Here is a 17720-nt window from a genome sequence, read left to right as displayed (position 1 = left end):
TTTTTTCATTCAGTAGGAGGGGAAATACATGATTCGATTAATCGTAAATGCAGATGATTTTGGCCTTACAGAAGGTACAAACTACGGAATTATTGAAGGGCATGTAAACGGGATTGTGAATTCTACAACGATGATGATGAACATGCCAGGAACGGAACATGCTGCACGTCTGGCAAAGGAATATACAACATTAGGAGTTGGGGTCCATCTTGTATTAACTGCTGGAAAACCTCTTCTTACAGATGTGCCATCACTTGTGAAAGAAGATGGTTTATTTCATAAACAAGCCACTGTGTGGGAAAGCGATATCGATTCAGAAGATGTCGAGAGAGAGTGGACCGCGCAAATTGAAAAGTTTTTATCTTACGGATTAACACCGACGCATTTAGATAGTCATCATCATGTACATTCCTTGCCGATTTTGCATGATGTGCTAGAGAGATTAGCTGAAAAGTATAATGTACCGATTCGTCGCTGCGAACAAGATCGAGCAGTGCGACCATTTTCTGATGTGTTTTATAGTGATTTCTACAGTGATGGGGTGCAGGAGGATTACTTCATGAGGCTGAAAGAACGTGTTTTAGATGGGAAAACAGTCGAAATTATGGTACACCCTGCGTATATTGATCCAGAGCTTGTGAAGCGTTCTTCTTACGTGATGGATCGCGTGAAGGAGCTACGAATTTTAACAGAAAGTTCTTTGCCAGAAGGAATAGAACTTGTAAAGTTTTAAACATAAGAAAAGACGACTATCGAAAAGTCGTCTTTTTTATTCTGCTATTTTCGGGCAGTAAGATCCCCACCTCAAGATTCAGAGAGAAACAAAGAAGATATATAAATACAAATTAAAAAACCGACATAAACTCCTTCTTTTTAAGTGGGAGAGAGTATCCGGCCATGCATAGAAGCGGTCAGATCCTTTTCCTGCCCCATGCCAAGTGAAAACAAAGAGAGAAAATGAGTGCAGGTCACCTTTTGTTATCCATAGCCACGGCTATACGTCGAAAAATCAAAATGGATTTATATAGATGGGGGATAAACTGCCCGTAAAAGCCTGATTGGTGAGGGCTAATTTTCAGTAGGGGATGAAGAAGATCCCTACTGAGAAAAGTTTCACTTTATTATATGAACGAAAGCATATATCCGCTGAAAGCACCTAAGAGGACAACGGTCCAAGGAGGAGCCTTCCAAAATGCTAACAGGCTAAATAAGAGAGAAGCGATGACAAAATCAATTGTACTCATGATAGAGCTTGTCCAAATAGGGTTGTAGAAGGCAGCTAGTAAAATACCGACAACAGCGGCGTTGATGCCAAAGAGTGCGCCTTGTATCGATGGCTGACGTCGCAAGTAATCCCAAAATGGCAAAACACCAATGACGAGTAAGAATGCAGGAAGAAAGATCGCAATTGTTGCAAGGGTGGCTCCAGGTATTCCATCGAGCGAGACCCCTATATAAGCAGCAAATGTAAAGAGAGGGCCTGGAACAGCTTGGGTTAAGCCGTATCCTGCTAGAAACTGTTCTTTTGTCATGATGCCATTTAAAACAAATTCATTTTCAAGAAGGGGAAGAACAACGTGTCCACCGCCAAATACGAGTGCGCCAGAACGATAGAAGCTATCAAACATGGCGATCCAATCGGAAAGTGGTCGTAAGATTGGTAAAAAGAATAATAAACTAAAAAATAATAGAATACATGTGACGGCAATGGTACGTGAAACAGGAATACGCGTTTCAGTAGCAGGCGGAATCGTATGCTCACGGTATAAGAGCCAGCCGATGCCACCTGCAAGCAGAATAAGCACAACTTGAGTCCAAGCACTTGGCCATAATAAAGCAATCGCCGCGGTAATAATGGCAATTGTTGCCCGGTTTCGGTCAGGCGTTAACTTTTGCGCCATGCCCCATAATGCATGGGCGACAATCGCTACTGCTACAAGCTTTAACCCATGAATAAAGCCGGCTTCTGTTACAGAAAATGACTGCAGTAGTAAAGCGAAAAACACAAGGACAAGAACGGATGGAAGTGTAAAGCCAATCCAAGCGACAATTGCTCCTAGTATTCCTCCGCGTGACAAGCCAATCCCGATACCAACTTGGCTACTTGCAGGGCCGGGCAGGAATTGACAGAGTGCCACTAAATCTCCATAGCTTCTCTCATCCATCCATTTTCGCTTTTGTACATATTCATGATGGAAATAACCGAGATGAGCGACAGGACCTCCGAACGAAGTGAGCCCAAGTTTGAGCGAAACGAGAAAGATTTCTATTAACGAGTGCACGGAATGTTTTAGCGTTTTCAAGTGAACCTCCTAAAGAATCATCAAATCTACGATGAATTATACAGGACTTACAGTGGTGAATGGAATAACTGGAATGTAATGATTTTGTAAATGTTCCAGAAGAGGAATTAGGTACCCTCATGAAAAAATCAATCGTGAATGAGGCATAATTGATCGTGTCCTAGCCATAAGTTAGTTAAAGAGGATATTCAAAAAGTCCGGTAAAGATAGCTGTCGCATTTCTTCGTTACGTCGCCAGTCCGGTACTCATGTAGTTCCAGCTACACTCCGTATCCTCCTGGCTTCCGTGCCTCGAACTGCTCGGCTATCTTTATCCTCCTTTTTGAACACGAAATAGAGGATATTCAAAAAGTCCGGTAAAGAGAGCCGCCCTATTTCTTCGTTGCATCGCCAGTCCGGTACTCATGTAGTTCGAGCTACACTCCGTATTCTCCTAGCTTCCGTGCCTCGAACTGCTCGGCTATCTTTATCCTCCTTTTTGAACACGTACTTAAAGAGATGTGAGCATTGCGATGAAATTTATATAAGGAGTAGGTTGCTAGCATGATAAAACATTTCTTTGCTAGACTAAAAGGACGATATGAAATACCTCCTGTGAAAACAAAAGCGTATGGCGTAACAGAATTTATCTTTAATGATAATTTTACAAGGCTGCATTACAGGGTCACATTGAAGGATATTGAGAAGGTAACCGCTTGTCATATTCATTTAGGAACAGCAACGCAGAATGGTCCAGTTGTTGCATTTCTATTTGGTCCTGTTAAGCCGGGAATTAGCGTGAATGGAGGCGTGATTAGGGGTATGGTAACGAATGAGGATTTAGAAGGTCCTTTGCAAGGAAAGACGCTTGAGAACCTCGTACACGAATTCTATGAGGCGAATGCCTATGTAAATGTTCATACAGAGGAATATAAAAGAGGTGAAATTCGAGGAGCGATAAAGGAAATTGGTTCATAATTCTTTTCGTTACGAAATAGGAAAAACTCTCTGTAATAAAACATTCCCGTGAAGGTCGAGATTCACAGGAATGTTTTTTATTTTATTCTTTTTTGTCTGGTTGATTTTTAATGAAAAAGTCCATGATATAAAATACTTCATCATCTGGAATTTGTATTTCAAACGTGTTTTCGATGGGTTGCAGTGCTTTTTTAATTTTCATGTACATCCAATATTCGTCATGTCTACGCGTTTCTTTGTCGGGATAAGGAAGGAGTTCTTCTCCCTTTTGGAGACGATCAACCATACAGCTCATATGCAGAATAACGCCCATTAAACTATTAGGGTTTAGCTGCAAGGAGATGAGCTCTTGAATTGTATTTAATGAATAACGAATCGTTTTAATCATAAGTGCGCCATCATCGCGCTGCATTTGTTGGCCGAGAATATCAGCCATTTTTGCATATGTTTCCTCGTACGTAATCAGCTCTTGAATTGGTTGAATTGCTTTGTAATTCAAGATATCTTGGAAATGGTAGGTTAAGCACGGTACTTGTACATCAAAGTTTGTCACAATACAGATCATATTGCGTTCCTTCTTAATGTTTTCAATCATTTTTGTTAAATCTTTTTCATGAACGATACTTATTGGAATAATTTCAATTAGATCTTTATCAAAGCGTAAATAGTTTTCGAGCATTTTTTGAATAGCGAGTGCACTTCCTTCACCTGTTAAACAGGCTGTTAAAATGACCGATTTCATTGGAGAGAGTGGCATTTTCTTCTCTTCTTGTATGTTGAGATAAAACGGCGTTAAGTTTTTCACAGTTTCATATAGCGCATCTAATGAATAGCCAAGCTGAGCTTTTCGGGCTGCTTCTAACACATGCGGTGTGCTCGTCATGGAAAGAACGCGTACAGGAATATGAAATTCTGTCTCTAATATATCCCCGATATAAGCGAGTGATCCCATATCAACAAGCAAGAGAAGTCCGTTGATATGCTGCAAGGTTTTCATGTACACTTTTACTCGTTCTAGGAAGTCTTTTGGTGACTCGTGAAGTGGCATATCAATTCCTGTTACTTCATCAATACCAAGCAATTCGTTAGCGACATTTGCCATTTCCGTTGCAATGCCATTGCCATGAGCCAAAATTAATACTTTCACTTCTGTTTGGGAAGTCGGGATGGGATCAACGACGAAAAACATCGTTAAAAATCCAGCTTCATCAATCGGCATTGTTATTTGTAATTCTTCTTCTAAAAGCTGAATGCCCTGCATCGCTACTGAGAAAGCATCTTTGTATTTCGTACGAATTTGACCCAGCTGCGGGTGATGAATTTGTTTGCCGCTCTGCAATCGTTGTAAAGTTGTCTGTACATGTAAACTTAAAGTAAGAAATACTTTTTCGTCAAACGTCTTAGCTAAATGTTTTTCTGCTAACGCTGCAATTTTTTCACATACTGCAACAATATTTCGATCCACAATTTTAAAGACGTTTTCATGAATTGTCTTTTTGGACATTTGATTAAAGTAATGGACAAAAAAGCTTTGAATATCATTTTCTATTAGTAGTTCTAATTCTTCTTCCTCAATACCGCGTGCTTGCAGTTCTTCATATTTATGATCGATGTAATCATAAATGGAGGAACGGGTATTTTCTGTTTTGTGCCGGCTCCATCCTTCATCACTTGTAAATACAAATGTCTCATTTGGCACTTGGTACAGGTGTCGACTTTTTCTTTCGATAAATAAGCCTTCTTTCATGTACCATGGTAGGTCGGTACTAGAAACACGGACGTGCTCTCGTTTTTTTGTTACAAAGTCAGAATAGGCTTTGGCACAGGCGATTTGTACATCCGTTTTTAACTGTCCGATGTTGTTTGGACATTGATAAAAGACGAAAGCGCGCATTGCATTTGGACTAACATGAATTTCTTTTCGCAACCGAATCGCTTCACTTGTAAAAAAGAGTTGTAACAATGCGAAGCGTTCCTGATGAGTCCGCTCACGAAGCGGTGGAAGTGTTACAGTCATCGGGATGCGTCTTGTGAATGTTTTGAGTAAAAATGAGTTCGGTTCTTCTGTTGTTGCGGTAATAATTAATACTTGTGCACGGCGCTCATTCTCTGTTTCTCCTAAACGACGATATACACCGCGATCAATAAATGTGAAGAGCATTTCTTGTCCTTCTGGTGGAAGGCGATGTACTTCATCAAGGAAGAGAATGCCTTCGTGTGCTTTTTCGATTAAGCCTTTTTGATCATTCGCACCTGTGTAAGCTCCTTTTTTAATCCCAAAAAGTTGTCCCAGTAGGAGCTGTGGGTTGTTGGCGTAATCAGCACAGTTAAAGACAATGAACGGTGCATCTTTTGGAAGCTGATTCACTTCAATCGCGTATTCATGCATTAAAGAGGCGAACATAGATTTCCCGACACCCGTTTCCCCAAGAAGAAGCGTATGCATGCCGTTTGGAGGATAGAGAACAGCTGCTTTTGCTTTTTCAACCACAATTTTCAAGCTTTGATTTTCTCTCGCAAAGGCATCAAGTGAAGTTTCATCCTGTGAATGCGTTTCCATAGAAGCATTAGTTCCTAAATAGAAACGGACGGGACGTGTTCCTGTTTTAGATAAACGGCCATCTTTCACAAGTTTATTTAAATCACTGCTTACATTTGCACGGTCTAACTGTAAAAGTGTAGCGAGTTCAGATGCTGTTACACCTTCTTGATATATACCCTTTTGTATTGCGTCATAAATGAGGTCCATTCTTTTCATTATTTTTCACCTCGAAACTTCATCACTATTTAAAATTTTACACAAAAATAGGAATTGTGGGAAGGGAAAAACAGCAAACAGCTTTAGTATCTACTAAAGCTGTTACAATCTTGCGTCCCTCCAGAAATTTACTTCTACATGAGAAGAAGGATTATAGGACAGAAGTGTATATCCTTTTGCTAGGAGATAGTCAATTACCTTTGGGAGAATTTGTACGGTAACGTTAGAATCGTGCATTAATATGACCTCTACTTGTTCATCGCTTTGATTCACAATCCGTTCTAGTACAGCTGACGGATTATGATAGCTTTTCCAGTCATATGTATCGATTGTCCAATCCCACATTTTATATTGAGCGGAAACAAGTGCATCGCGATAATTTTTCTTTAAATAAGGCATGCTACCGTAAGGAACACGAACAAGGTGTGAGTCTAAAGTTGTTGCATGACGGACGATTGTTCGGGCTTGCTCCATTTCTGCAATCAAAACGGATGGATCACCATTGTATAAACGTTTTACGTCGTGAGACATGCTATGCAAACCAATATAATGGCCTTCTTGTATAAGTCGTTTTACGGTTTGTGGATAGCGTGAAACTTTTCCACCAATTACAAAGAAGGTTGCCTTCCCGTTTTTTTGTTTTAAAATGTTTAAAATTTGTGATGTGTATTTGTTTGGTCCATCATCAAATGTTAAGTACGCTATTTTTTGTGGAAGACTGGTAGTAGTATGAATAGTAGAGCGATGTTCACTTGAGGAGTTAGCGGCTGCTTCAGTATAAGATATAGAACATGTAATAATACTCAAACACAAACAAATACATCGAAACATTTGCTTTGTCATGATACTCACCCTCAGTTTAACAGTCAAAAATGTAAAGAAAGAAATAAAGATACTTTTTCTACTATCACTTTTGTATTTATATCTTTCTCCAATAGAGGGACTCTCAAACAAACTATATTTTGGAAATGAAAAATGGCATCCTTTCTAGAAAAGGATGCCATTTGAATATTTTATGAAGATACGGGTTATACTATTTTTATTCTTCGCGCTTTTTTACTTTTTTATAGAATGCGATAATTGGTTTATAGCGATCGTGCACAAGGCCAATTACTTCTGCTACAAGTTCAGTAACGAAGATTAAAGCGAACAGAAGGATAATGGATAACCATAAAGTTGCACTAGAGAAAATAATAGCATTTACGCTAAAGAAAATACCGAATGCGTAAATGATGAGAACCGTCATACGATGAGAGAAGCCCATTGCTAATAGACGATGATGTAAATGTGATTTATCCGGTGCAGAAATCGGCTTTTTATTGACAACGCGCCTGATAATCGCAAACGTTGTATCAAATACAGGTACGCCTAAAATAATAATTGGAACGATGAAACTGAATAACGTTACGCTTTTGTATAAACCGAGTAACGATATGACAGAAATGCAATATCCTAAAAATAATGCGCCTGTATCTCCCATGAAAATTTTTGCTGGATGGAAGTTATAGAATAAAAATCCAATTGTACTTGCAAGGATAATCAATGCGAGTGGCAGAATGATGACAGCGCCAGTACCAATCGGACTCGTAACAGCCATATATGCTAACGTTGCAAGGACGATAGATGAAATTCCAGCTGATAATCCATCTAATCCATCAATTAAGTTAATGGCATTTGTAATACCTACGATCCAAAAGACTGTAATTGGATAAGCAAGTATCCCAAGCTCAGTCTCTCCCAAGATTGGAATATATAGCACTTGAACTAATAAGCCGCTTTTTACAATGAGTGCTGCGACTAATAGTTGGCCACCAAATTTTACTTTTGCAGATAATTCGTACATATCATCTAGTATACCGATAACAACAATGATGATGGCACCTACACTAATTGACATCATTCTCTGCTCGTATAATCCACTAATGAAATAGCCGACAGCTACGCCAATAAAGATTGCTAATCCGCCAAGACGAGGCATGATTTTTTGGTGTACTTTACGTGCGTTTGGCTTATCCGTTGCTCCAATTTTAAATGCTAACTTAATTATAAAGGGAGTAATGACCAGTACGGTAATGAAGGATGCCAAAATTGCATAAATCACTTGTGAGTCCATGAATACCCCACCTTTTATATTTTAACGTAAATTTTTAAAAGTTAATTGAAAATTATGACGTTTATTTTTTGACTCAAACATATGTTATCACAAAAAGACTAGAATTCAATCTTTTTTTCTTTTCACTGTAATTGGAAATAGGTAAAATATATGACAAATCCATGACGAATGTTAATTCATATAAAAAGGTTACAAAATCTTTACAATATACGTTGTAAAGATTTTTTGCTTTAAATCATTTGTTTTTTGTTTATATAAATACAAATTAAAAACCCGACATAAAACCCTTCTTTTTAGGTGGGAGAGAGCATCCGGCCATGCATAGAGGCGGTCAGATCCTTTTCCTGTCCAGACATAGTGAAAACAAAGAGAGAAAGTGAGTGCAGGTCACCTTTTGTTATCCATATAGCCGCAGCTATATGTCGAAAAATCAAAATGGATTTATATAGGTGTAGTACGGCTTACTGTGCTGGGCTGAAAGTTATATTTGAATGTTTTTTCTAGCAGGGATTATAGATTGTATGGACGATAGCGGATTTCTTTATTATAAGTGTTGCACGTTCATATCCGTATGTTCCGCGTTAAAATATGGAAAGTTTTATTTTACAAAATCTTAAAAAAAGAAAGAGAAGACGTTTCATATAATAAAGAAGTGAGAAAGCGAATGAACTATTGTGTATGCGAACCTAATAAATCATAATCAGGAAATGTGAAGTGATAGTCTTTTTTATCCCGCTATTCGCGGGTAGTAATACCCCACCTCAAGATTTTAAGGAAACTAAAGAAGATAGGTGAGGGCTAATTCTCAGTGGGGGATGCAGAAAACTCCATTAATCACAGTTTCACTTTATGATTGTACGCAAAGTTAAGAAATAAGAGGTGAAGTATGAAAATTACCGTTATAGGTACTGGGTATGTCGGATTAGTCACTGGCGTAGGTTTAGCGACATTAGGTCATCCAGTTACTTGTTTTGATATTGATCAAGGGAAAATTGAAAGAATGATGCAAGGCGAATTACCGATTTATGAGCCAGGTCTACAACAATTAGTAGATAAGGCTGTTCAAAAGAAACTTTTAACATTCACATCAAGTCAAGCTCAGGCGTTTGAAGGGGTAGATTACTTATTTGTAGCAGTAGGAACGCCCTCATTGCCTGATGGAACTGCAGATTTAACTTATATTCGTAATGTGTGTCATGATATTGGAACGTATGTAAATTCGGATGTGATTGTGATTACGAAGAGTACTGTTCCTGTAGGGACCAATGACAAAATAAAGGAATGGATTTTGGAGAAGTTAGAGCGAAAACACAGGATACATATTGTATCGAATCCGGAATTTTTACGAGAAGGTTCTGGTGTGTATGACTTTTTTCATGGTGACCGTATTGTGATTGGGGCCGAAAAAGCAGAAATTGCGAAGAAAGTAGAGAACTTATATAGAGAGTTAGCGATTGAAACGTTTGTTACGGATATTCGAAGTGCGGAAATGATAAAATATGCTTCAAACGCTTTTTTAGCTACAAAGATTAGTTTTATAAATGAAATTTCAAATATATGTGAAAAGGTAGGAGCGGACGTGTTAGAAGTAGCGGCCGGTATGGGAAGGGATAAGCGAATCGGTCCACATTTTTTACAAGCCGGTATTGGCTATGGCGGCTCGTGTTTTCCAAAGGATACAAATGCTCTTGTTCAAATCGCAGGGAATATTGCGCATGATTTTCAATTACTAAAAGCAGTCATTGAGGTGAATAATAAGCAACAAATGATGCTTGTGAATAAAGCGAAAAAGATGATGAATTTAAACGAGAAACGTATTGCGGTGCTGGGAGCGGCTTTTAAACCAAATACAGATGATATACGAGAAGCACCTTCTCTTCTTATTATCAAGGAGCTTTTAAAGATAGGCGCTAACGTTATTGTATATGATCCACAGGCCATTCCTCATATGAAGCAGTTGTTTGCGAAGCAAGTGCGATATACAACTTGTATGGATGAGGCAATTACAGGAGCGGAAGCGGCGTTTATCGTAACCGAATGGGAGGATATACGAACGTATCCTATAGAAAAGTATGTGAAGCTTATGCGTGAACCTATTATATTTGATGGGAGAAATTGTTATAGCCTAAAAGATGCTGAGAAATACGGAATGGATTATTATTCTGTTGGAAGAAAAAGGATTCGTAATAGGAAGACTTCCACTATCTATTAGGAATGATTCCTTTTATCATCTTACCTTTTCATATATAATGGCAATGTAATAATGCTAACATATATGTGAATTAGTGAGAGAAAAGAGGCAATGAAATGACAAAGCGTTTGAAAGTTATGACAATTTTTGGGACGCGCCCAGAAGCAATTAAGATGGCACCCCTTGTGTTAGAGTTGCAAAAACACCCAGAGCAAATCGAATCGATTGTAACAGTAACGGCACAGCATCGCCAAATGTTAGACCAAGTATTAGAAATTTTTGGTGTTACGCCAGATTTTGATTTGAATATCATGAAAGATCGTCAAACATTAATCGATATTACAACACGTGGTTTAGAAGGTCTAGATAAAGTAATGAAAGAAGCGAAACCAGATATCGTTCTTGTGCACGGTGATACAACAACGACGTTTATTGCGAGTCTTGCTGCATTCTACAATCAAATTCCTGTTGGTCACGTTGAAGCAGGGCTTCGTACATGGGATAAATATTCTCCATATCCGGAAGAAATGAACCGCCAATTAACAGGTGTAATGGCAGATCTTCATTTCTCTCCTACAGCAAAATCAGCAACGAACTTACAACAAGAAAATAAAAATGAAGCACGTATTTTCGTAACAGGAAATACAGCAATTGATGCGCTAAAAACAACAGTAAAAGAAGAATATAGTCATCCGGTATTAGAGCAGCTTGGAAATGATCGTCTTGTATTAATGACAGCGCACCGCCGAGAAAACTTAGGTGAACCAATGCGTAATATGTTCCGTGCCATTAAACGTCTTGTTGAAAAGCATGAAGATGTGCAAGTTGTGTATCCGGTTCATATGAATCCTGTTGTTCGTGAAACAGCAAGTGAGATTTTAGGGGATCATAACCGCATTCATTTAATTGAACCACTTGATGTAATTGATTTCCATAACGTTGCAGCACGTTCATACTTAATGTTAACGGACTCTGGTGGTGTACAAGAAGAAGCACCTTCACTTGGTGTACCGGTTCTTGTTCTTCGTAATACGACAGAACGTCCGGAAGGTATTGAAGCTGGCACATTAAAACTAGCTGGTACAGAAGAAGAAACAATCTTTACGCTAGCAGATGAATTATTATCAGACAAAGAAGCGCATGATACAATGGCACAGGCATCGAATCCTTACGGTGACGGTCATGCGTCTGAGCGTATTGTTGAAGCGATCTTACAGTATTTCAATAAATAAAAAACAAACAAAAAGAGCTGATTCAAATACCACTATATTGGTACTAGAATCAGCTCTTTTTTTATCCCGCTATTTGCGGGCAGTAATCCCCCTACTGATTAAAGTTTCACTTTATTCAAGAACCTGTCTTCATTTTCCATTCTGTACTCGTACTGTTAGATGATGGCTCTTCTTGTTGTTCATGAGATGAGTTCGGTGTATTCTCATTTGTGTTTGATTGTTCTTGTCCTAAGTTTTGCATAAATGTTTGACGAGCAGCTTGTAGGCTCATTTCATCTGGAATAAAGTAATACACATCGTTTAGCTTTTTGTCTTCACCCTCTAATTTAACTGTTTGTATGCTAGAAGGATCAAATCCGGACAACTTGTTATATAATGCAAGTCCATCAGATACAGGTATATCGGTTTTTACATATTTGCCGACTACGGTTGTTAAATCTTTAATTTTAAAGACTGTTGAAGCGGAGTTTAATTTGTGCGCCACCGCAGCAAGTGCTTGTCGTTGTCTTGCAGCGCGTCCATAATCTCCTTGTGGATCTTGTTTTCGCATGCGGACGTAGGCCAATGCTTCTTCGCCATTCAACTCTTGCTTCCCTTGTTTAAAGTGGATTTGTTTATAATAATCTACATCAGAACGTTCCCAAAAATCGAAAGGAACATCGACAGTAATGCCACCAACGGCATCGACAATACCTTTAAAGCCTTTGAAGTCAATTTTAATATAATGATCTACAGGCACGTGTAAAAAGTTTTCGACAGTTTCCAATGCCATTTTTTCCCCGCCGTAAGCATGTGCGGCGTTTATTTTATCTTTTTGATTTTTTCCTGCAATGGTAACGCGGGAATCACGTGGAATACTCATGATTGAAATGTTTTTCGTTTTCGGATTAACTGTTGCCATCATGAGGGAGTCCGTCCGTCCATTTTGTCCATCTGTTGCATAATCTTCAATTCCCATAATGAGTATACTGAAAGGTTCTTTTGTAATTTCTACATCTTCCGCACGTAATTTTGACTTATCACGAGTAAATCCACTATATATTTCCATAAGAGAAGAATAGGAATTAAAAAGATAGAGTACGCCGCTACCAATCAGGCTAGCGAAAATGAGAAAGATGAAAAATTTGCGTCTCCGTTTCTTTTTAACTCTTCTTTTTTGGAGATGATAATAACGCTCATCCATACATGATCTCCTTTAATTTTATAAATTATTGTTTTGCTATATCCTGCTCTAAATACAGCATGTCGTTTTCTTTAATTGTACATTTCCCATTTGTTAGTTCAATCATCCATTCTGTGAATGTTTGCTTTTTGTCTTCTTCCACATAGGTGTCAAACGTTACGTTTTCTAGGTAATGTATATCTTTAAGTGCGTAAGCGGAGTGACGTAATTCGTTTTCCACTTTTCCAAGTAATGTATAATCTACTTCAGTCTTCATGACACGCATCAACTTACGTTCCACAACACCTACGTGATTTACACCTTCACTTGTACATTTTCCATATGCGCGAATTAAACCACCAGCACCAAGTTTAATGCCGCCAAAATAACGTGTGATCACAACAACTGTATCTTTTAGATGACGTTTTTTTAATACTTCTAAAATCGGTACGCCGGCTGTACCACTTGGTTCACCATCATCATTTGCCTTTTGGATTTGATCATGTTCTCCAATTAAATAGGCAGAGCAGTTATGCGTTGCATTCCAGTGTTGCTTTTTTATCTTTTGAATAAATTCTTGTGCTTCGTCTTCTGTTGTAGCCCGGCTTACATGGCAAATGAACCGTGACTTTTGAATAATAATTTCGTGTTCACCGTAGCCTTTTATTGTTAAATATTGTAATAGCAATGGTATACGCCCCTATCTTCCAAAATGACTAGTACTTTTTATTGTAAAAGGGCTGGTTTTCAGATTCAAACCTTTTTTGTAGAAATGTAGCAATTTTTATTATAAATTTAATCTTTTTGTTGTAAATTATTGAAATTTTTATTATAATCTTAAATTGGTATTTTTTATACATTAATGTACGATTTTCCTATTTTCATCTTTTTCGCATAGGATACCCTTTCCACAAAAGCATGAAGGTACGGTAGTGTCAGCTTTAGGTGGGGAAGGAATGTGCGTTGGCGTAAGCAAAAGCAAAAACAAAAACTCCTTCATTTCTCTCCTTTTAAGATATGTCTCTGTGTCTTGGTCTTTCTACCAACTGCGTCAAATGCTTGCATACAAGGCATTAATGGAAGGTTCAAAAGTAATTGCAGTAGATCCAAAATACACTTCTCGAACATGCCTGAAATGTGGGCACACTGAGAAAGCGAACTGCAGTAGGAAAACACATACTTTTTGTTGCAAGAACTGTAAATACACATCTAATGATGACAGAATTGGAGCCATGAATCTGCAACGAAAAGGAATTGAGTCCATTGTTGCAGTAACGAAAGAAACATGACTTCTCTTGTTGGGTAGCTGTCAACCTGCCCTTGATGTGACACAAATTTAAAGTAGGAGTCGTAAGACATTCGTACTACTGGGTAGTCACAAGCCCCCACTTCACACAGACTGTAAAGTTGTTAAGCGGGGATAGTTGACGTACAATTGGATAATAAAAACTTTTTTATAAGGTAGGTACGAAAATGAGAACAGCTATTGTTACTGATAGTACAGCATATATACCAAAGCATATTCGTGAAGCACTTAATATATATATGATCCCATTAAATGTTATTTTTGGTACAAATTCTTATCAAGAGGAAGCGGAAATTACAGCGGATGATTTTTATGTAAAAGTGCGTGAACATGAAGAACTTCCAAAGACTTCTCAACCAGCTATTGGAAAATTTGTGGAGAAATTTGAAGAACTAGCAAAAGAATACGATGCTGTTATTAGTATCCATCTTTCAAGTGGAATTAGCGGTACATATCAAACAGCGACGGCAGCTGGACAAATGGTTGAAGGAATAGACGTATATACGTATGATTCTGAAATTAGTTGTGAAGTGCAAGGGTTCTATGTACGTGAAGGTGCAAAAATGGCAAGCGAAGGGAAAACGCCAGAAGAGATTTTAGCTCGATTTGATGAAATGAAACAAACAATGGACGCTTATTTTGTTGTGGATGATTTGCATCATTTGCAGCGCGGAGGCCGTTTAAATAGTGCACAGGCGTTTATCGGCAGTTTATTACAAGTGAAACCAGTCTTATATTTTAGAGATAAAATCATTATTCCGTTTGAAAAAATTCGTACGCGTAAAAAAGCATTGAAGCGTATCGTTGAAATTTTTGATGAGCAAGCAAGCAAAGGTGTACCGATGGAGGCTGTTATTATTCATGCGAATCGTGAAGAGGAAGCAAAAGAATGGCAGCAAGAATTACAAGAAAAGTACCCTCATGTTACAATTCGCATCAGTTATTTTGGTGCAGTAATTGGAACGCATTTAGGAGAGGGAGCACTCGGTTTAGGATGGTATACAAAATAATAGAAATGTAAAAGCTCTCTTGTTGTAGAGAGTTTTTTTACAGATAGATGTATGTGTATTTGACAAGTTAATATTTGGAAGTGATAAAATGTACGTAATCTTTCATACGGAAAGTTTTATTACTTACTTTTTATAAGAAACTATTTTATAATAGAGGAGAGGTGAAACGTATGGAGCATAATTCTTGTTTATGTCCAAAGTTTGAATCGGCTTTTACACTTCTAAGTAAAAAGTGGACGGGATTAATTATTAAATCTTTGTTAGAAGAGCCGAAGCGATTTCGAGAAATTGCAGATATTATCCCAAATATGAGCGATCGTATGTTATCGGAGCGTTTAAAGGAATTAGAGAGTGAAGGTGTAGTCGTACGTTCGGTTTATCCAGAAGTGCCTGTTCGTATTGAATACGGGTTAACAGATAAAGGTAAAGCGTTAGAAAGTGTTATGGATGAAGTCCAAAATTGGGCTGAAAAATGGGTGAAATAATGAAAAGGTGTGAGGAAGTTTCCTTACATCTTTTTTATTTGTGTAACAAAGAAATGACATTTCTATAAAAAATATTTTTATTCATAAAGAGCTTTGGGATAAGAAAAGTAGTCATGATATTTTCTTAGAATTCTACAAAATAAAACAAAATCGCTAGAATTGTGCCAATAAGTTACAAGCGTAATATTACATTTATTTTACAAAAGCGTAACATTGATAAAAAACCTTCCGGATTATGGTATAAATTTTAGTAGATAAAGACGGAAAAGAAAAAAAGAAAGCGGTGTAAAAAACAAAATGAAAAAATTAAAAATCGCATCTTGCGCATTAGCGGCAGGATTTATGATGTTTTCAGTAGTAACACCAAATGTATTTGCGGAAAAGATTGAGGACGTAAAAACAGAAATCAACTCACAAAATGACACTTTACATAAACAACAACAAGAACGTGATGAGCTTCAAAAACAAATGAACGAATTAAATAAAACAGTTGAAGGTTTAGATAAGTCTGTTAAAGAGAACGAATCGAAACTTGCTGACACAACAAAAAAAGTTGAAGATACACAAAAATTAATCGATACAAAAAATAAAGATATCGCAGAATTACAAACGAAAATTGCAAAGCGTGAAGAGCTTTTAAGAAAACGTTTAGTTGCACTTCAAGAGCAACCAAATACGAATGTTGTAACAGAAGTTGTTGTAGGCTCTAAAAACATTTCTGATTTGGTAGATCGTTTAACTTCTATTTCTAAGATTCTTGAATCTGATGAAGATATCATGAAAACACAACAAGAAGATCAAGCGAACGTGAAAAAAGATGTTGAACTTGTAAAAGAAAAACAAAAAGAATTAAAAGAAGCACAAGCAAAAATCGAAGATGCTAAGAAAGAACTTGACGCTGAAAAAGCGAAAAAACAAACAGCAGTAAACGATTTAAGCGGTAAGATGGATACAGTTGTAAACGGCATGACAAGCACAGAAAATCAATTAAAAGAGCTTGAAAAACAAGCGTTATACTTACAAAGCTTAGCTGAAAAAGAAGCGCAAGATAAAGCAGCACAAGAAGCAGCAGCGCAGAAACAAGCAGAGCAAGCACCAGCTGCTCCAGCAGCACCAGCACAAGAAAAAGAAGCACCGGCACCACAACCAGCTGCTCCAGCTCCAGGAAATAATGGTGGTGGACAAGCTGAAAAAGAAGAATCTAAGCCAGCACCAGCGCCAACACCAGAACCATCGAAGCCTGCAGAGGGCGGTGTAATTGCTAAAGCGCAAAAATACCTTGGTATGCCATATGTTTGGGGTAGTGCATCCCCATCAAACGGTGGTTTTGACTGCAGTGGTTTCATTTCTTACATCTTTGGTGTAGGCCGTCAAGATGTTGCGGGTTACTGGAATTCTGTTCAAAAATTATCTAGCCCACAACCTGGAGACTTAGTATTCTTCCAAGGTACGTATAAAGCAGGTCCATCTCATATTGGCATTTATGTTGGTAACGGACAAATGATTCACGCTGGTGATAAAGGGATTGCATACTCTAGCTTGAACAGCAGTTATAACCAAAAGCATTTCTTAGGTTACGGTAGATTATAAGATTTTTAACTAAATAAAATATGTGTATAAAGTCGATAGCTTACTATTTTAATAGTAGGTTATCGGCTTTTTTGATTTTTTACGAGCGGAATAGAAAAGATTATATATAAATACAAATTAAAAAACCGACATAAAACCCTTCTTTTTAGGTGGGAGAGAGCATCCGGCCATGCATAGAAGCGGTCAGATCCTTTTCCTGCCCCATGCCAAGTGAAAACAAAGAGAGAAAAAGAGTGTAACTTATCCAGATTCTCTCCTGAAATAGAGAAATCAAACCGTTCCAATCGACCCCCACCAGGCTTCTTTCGTTTCCCTCATATTTAGTATCATATAGTTCAAGAACTTGGAAAAGGAAAATAAAAATACTTGATGATGGTCATCTCTTTTAAAAGGAAAGAACCGTATCATAGGAGTATAAAGAGCAGAAATAAAAAAACAAAAGAAAGAAATAACCAATTTGGCGAAAGGACTCTTTCAATTGGTAACAATTGGTTGTGTTAGTTGCGGTAAAAATTTGATGATTAGTTAAAGCATCAAACGAAATCATATCGATCAAAGTTTCTCCTAGATTAGGAAAGGCCCAGCCGAATTCGATGAAACAAAGGTATTTGTA

General features: G+C 37.7%; 13 protein-coding genes and 1 pseudogene. 8 read left to right on the top strand and 6 right to left on the bottom strand.

Going from position 1 to position 17720, the window contains the following annotated elements; all coding sequences use genetic code 11:
• Window positions 1–28: 28 nt before the first annotated feature.
• The gene (gene chbG / locus QRE67_RS24280) at window positions 29–733 is read left to right on the top strand and encodes a chitin disaccharide deacetylase (RefSeq protein ID WP_286122708.1); all 705 of its coding nucleotides are present in this window, start codon (window positions 29–31) and stop codon (window positions 731–733) included.
• 388 nt (window positions 734–1121) lie between these two features.
• Here chbG and QRE67_RS24275 read toward each other — a convergent pair whose 3' ends face one another.
• Window positions 1122–2303 (bottom strand): chromate transporter, encoded by a 1182-nt coding sequence (locus QRE67_RS24275; RefSeq protein WP_286122707.1) that lies wholly within the window; start codon window positions 2301–2303, stop codon window positions 1122–1124.
• A 543-nt stretch (window positions 2304–2846) separates the two neighbouring features.
• Between QRE67_RS24275 and QRE67_RS24270 the strand changes: the two genes are divergently transcribed.
• The gene (locus QRE67_RS24270; RefSeq protein WP_286122706.1) at window positions 2847–3260 is read left to right on the top strand and encodes a CHRD domain-containing protein; all 414 of its coding nucleotides are present in this window, start codon (window positions 2847–2849) and stop codon (window positions 3258–3260) included.
• Between the two features lie 82 nt (window positions 3261–3342).
• Here the strand turns inward: QRE67_RS24270 and QRE67_RS24265 are convergent, their stop codons facing one another.
• The 3 genes from QRE67_RS24265 to tagO form a co-directional block, all read right to left on the bottom strand.
• Window positions 3343–6018: a sigma-54-dependent transcriptional regulator gene (locus QRE67_RS24265; protein ID WP_286122705.1), complete on the bottom strand. Its 2676-nt coding sequence runs from the start codon at window positions 6016–6018 to the stop codon at window positions 3343–3345.
• 102 nt (window positions 6019–6120) lie between these two features.
• A complete protein-coding gene (locus tag QRE67_RS24260; protein WP_286122704.1) occupies window positions 6121–6861 on the bottom strand; it encodes a polysaccharide deacetylase family protein in 741 nt (246 codons plus the stop codon).
• Window positions 6862–7057: 196 nt separating this feature from the next.
• Entirely contained in the window at window positions 7058–8131 is a 1074-nt protein-coding gene (gene tagO / locus QRE67_RS24255) for a UDP-N-acetylglucosamine--undecaprenyl-phosphate N-acetylglucosaminephosphotransferase TagO (protein ID WP_286122703.1), read from the bottom strand.
• A gap of 886 nt (window positions 8132–9017) precedes the next feature.
• Here tagO and QRE67_RS24250 point away from each other — a divergent pair.
• Window positions 9018–10343: a UDP-glucose dehydrogenase family protein gene (locus QRE67_RS24250; RefSeq protein ID WP_286122702.1), complete on the top strand. Its 1326-nt coding sequence runs from the start codon at window positions 9018–9020 to the stop codon at window positions 10341–10343.
• Between the two features lie 95 nt (window positions 10344–10438).
• Complete coding sequence (wecB, locus tag QRE67_RS24245; protein WP_286122701.1) at window positions 10439–11554, top strand: non-hydrolyzing UDP-N-acetylglucosamine 2-epimerase; 1116 nt, start codon at window positions 10439–10441, stop codon at window positions 11552–11554.
• 115 nt (window positions 11555–11669) lie between these two features.
• On the opposite strand, the gene QRE67_RS24240 is transcribed toward wecB, so the two are convergent.
• A complete protein-coding gene (locus QRE67_RS24240; protein WP_286122700.1) occupies window positions 11670–12737 on the bottom strand; it encodes an LCP family protein in 1068 nt (355 codons plus the stop codon).
• Window positions 12738–12762: 25 nt separating this feature from the next.
• A complete protein-coding gene (locus QRE67_RS24235) occupies window positions 12763–13404 on the bottom strand; it encodes a YigZ family protein (protein ID WP_286122699.1) in 642 nt (213 codons plus the stop codon).
• A 325-nt stretch (window positions 13405–13729) separates the two neighbouring features.
• Here QRE67_RS24235 and QRE67_RS24230 point away from each other — a divergent pair.
• The 4 genes and pseudogenes from QRE67_RS24230 to QRE67_RS24215 form a co-directional block, all read left to right on the top strand.
• Window positions 13730–14005: pseudogene (locus QRE67_RS24230) on the top strand (zinc ribbon domain-containing protein); the annotation flags it as partial.
• Window positions 14006–14189: 184 nt separating this feature from the next.
• On the top strand, window positions 14190–15032 hold the full coding sequence (locus tag QRE67_RS24225; RefSeq protein WP_286122698.1) for a DegV family protein: 843 nt from the start codon (window positions 14190–14192) through the stop codon (window positions 15030–15032).
• A gap of 170 nt (window positions 15033–15202) precedes the next feature.
• Window positions 15203–15517 carry a winged helix-turn-helix transcriptional regulator gene (locus tag QRE67_RS24220; protein WP_286122697.1) on the top strand — a complete coding sequence of 105 codons (315 nt, stop codon included), beginning with the start codon at window positions 15203–15205 and terminating at the stop codon, window positions 15515–15517.
• Window positions 15518–15814: 297 nt separating this feature from the next.
• Window positions 15815–17107: a C40 family peptidase gene (locus QRE67_RS24215; RefSeq protein ID WP_286122696.1), complete on the top strand. Its 1293-nt coding sequence runs from the start codon at window positions 15815–15817 to the stop codon at window positions 17105–17107.
• Window positions 17108–17720 lie beyond the last annotated feature (613 nt).

This window comes from Bacillus sp. DX3.1 (assembly GCF_030292155.1).
Lineage (GTDB): Bacteria > Bacillota > Bacilli > Bacillales > Bacillaceae_G > Bacillus_A.
This window is presented reverse-complemented; position numbering and strand designations above follow the sequence as displayed.

Coding starts and splice junctions, on each gene's coding strand:
- chbG (WP_286122708.1), top strand. CDS start 29: ATGATTCGATTAATCGTAAATGCAGATGATTTTGGCCTTACAGAAGGT.
- QRE67_RS24270 (WP_286122706.1), top strand. CDS start 2,847: ATGATAAAACATTTCTTTGCTAGACTAAAAGGACGATATGAAATACCT.
- QRE67_RS24265 (WP_286122705.1), bottom strand. CDS start 6,018: ATGAAAAGAATGGACCTCATTTATGACGCAATACAAAAGGGTATATAT.
- QRE67_RS24260 (WP_286122704.1), bottom strand. CDS start 6,861: ATGACAAAGCAAATGTTTCGATGTATTTGTTTGTGTTTGAGTATTATT.
- tagO (WP_286122703.1), bottom strand. CDS start 8,131: ATGGACTCACAAGTGATTTATGCAATTTTGGCATCCTTCATTACCGTA.
- QRE67_RS24250 (WP_286122702.1), top strand. CDS start 9,018: ATGAAAATTACCGTTATAGGTACTGGGTATGTCGGATTAGTCACTGGC.
- wecB (WP_286122701.1), top strand. CDS start 10,439: ATGACAAAGCGTTTGAAAGTTATGACAATTTTTGGGACGCGCCCAGAA.
- QRE67_RS24240 (WP_286122700.1), bottom strand. CDS start 12,737: ATGGATGAGCGTTATTATCATCTCCAAAAAAGAAGAGTTAAAAAGAAA.
- QRE67_RS24225 (WP_286122698.1), top strand. CDS start 14,190: ATGAGAACAGCTATTGTTACTGATAGTACAGCATATATACCAAAGCAT.
- QRE67_RS24220 (WP_286122697.1), top strand. CDS start 15,203: ATGGAGCATAATTCTTGTTTATGTCCAAAGTTTGAATCGGCTTTTACA.
- QRE67_RS24215 (WP_286122696.1), top strand. CDS start 15,815: ATGAAAAAATTAAAAATCGCATCTTGCGCATTAGCGGCAGGATTTATG.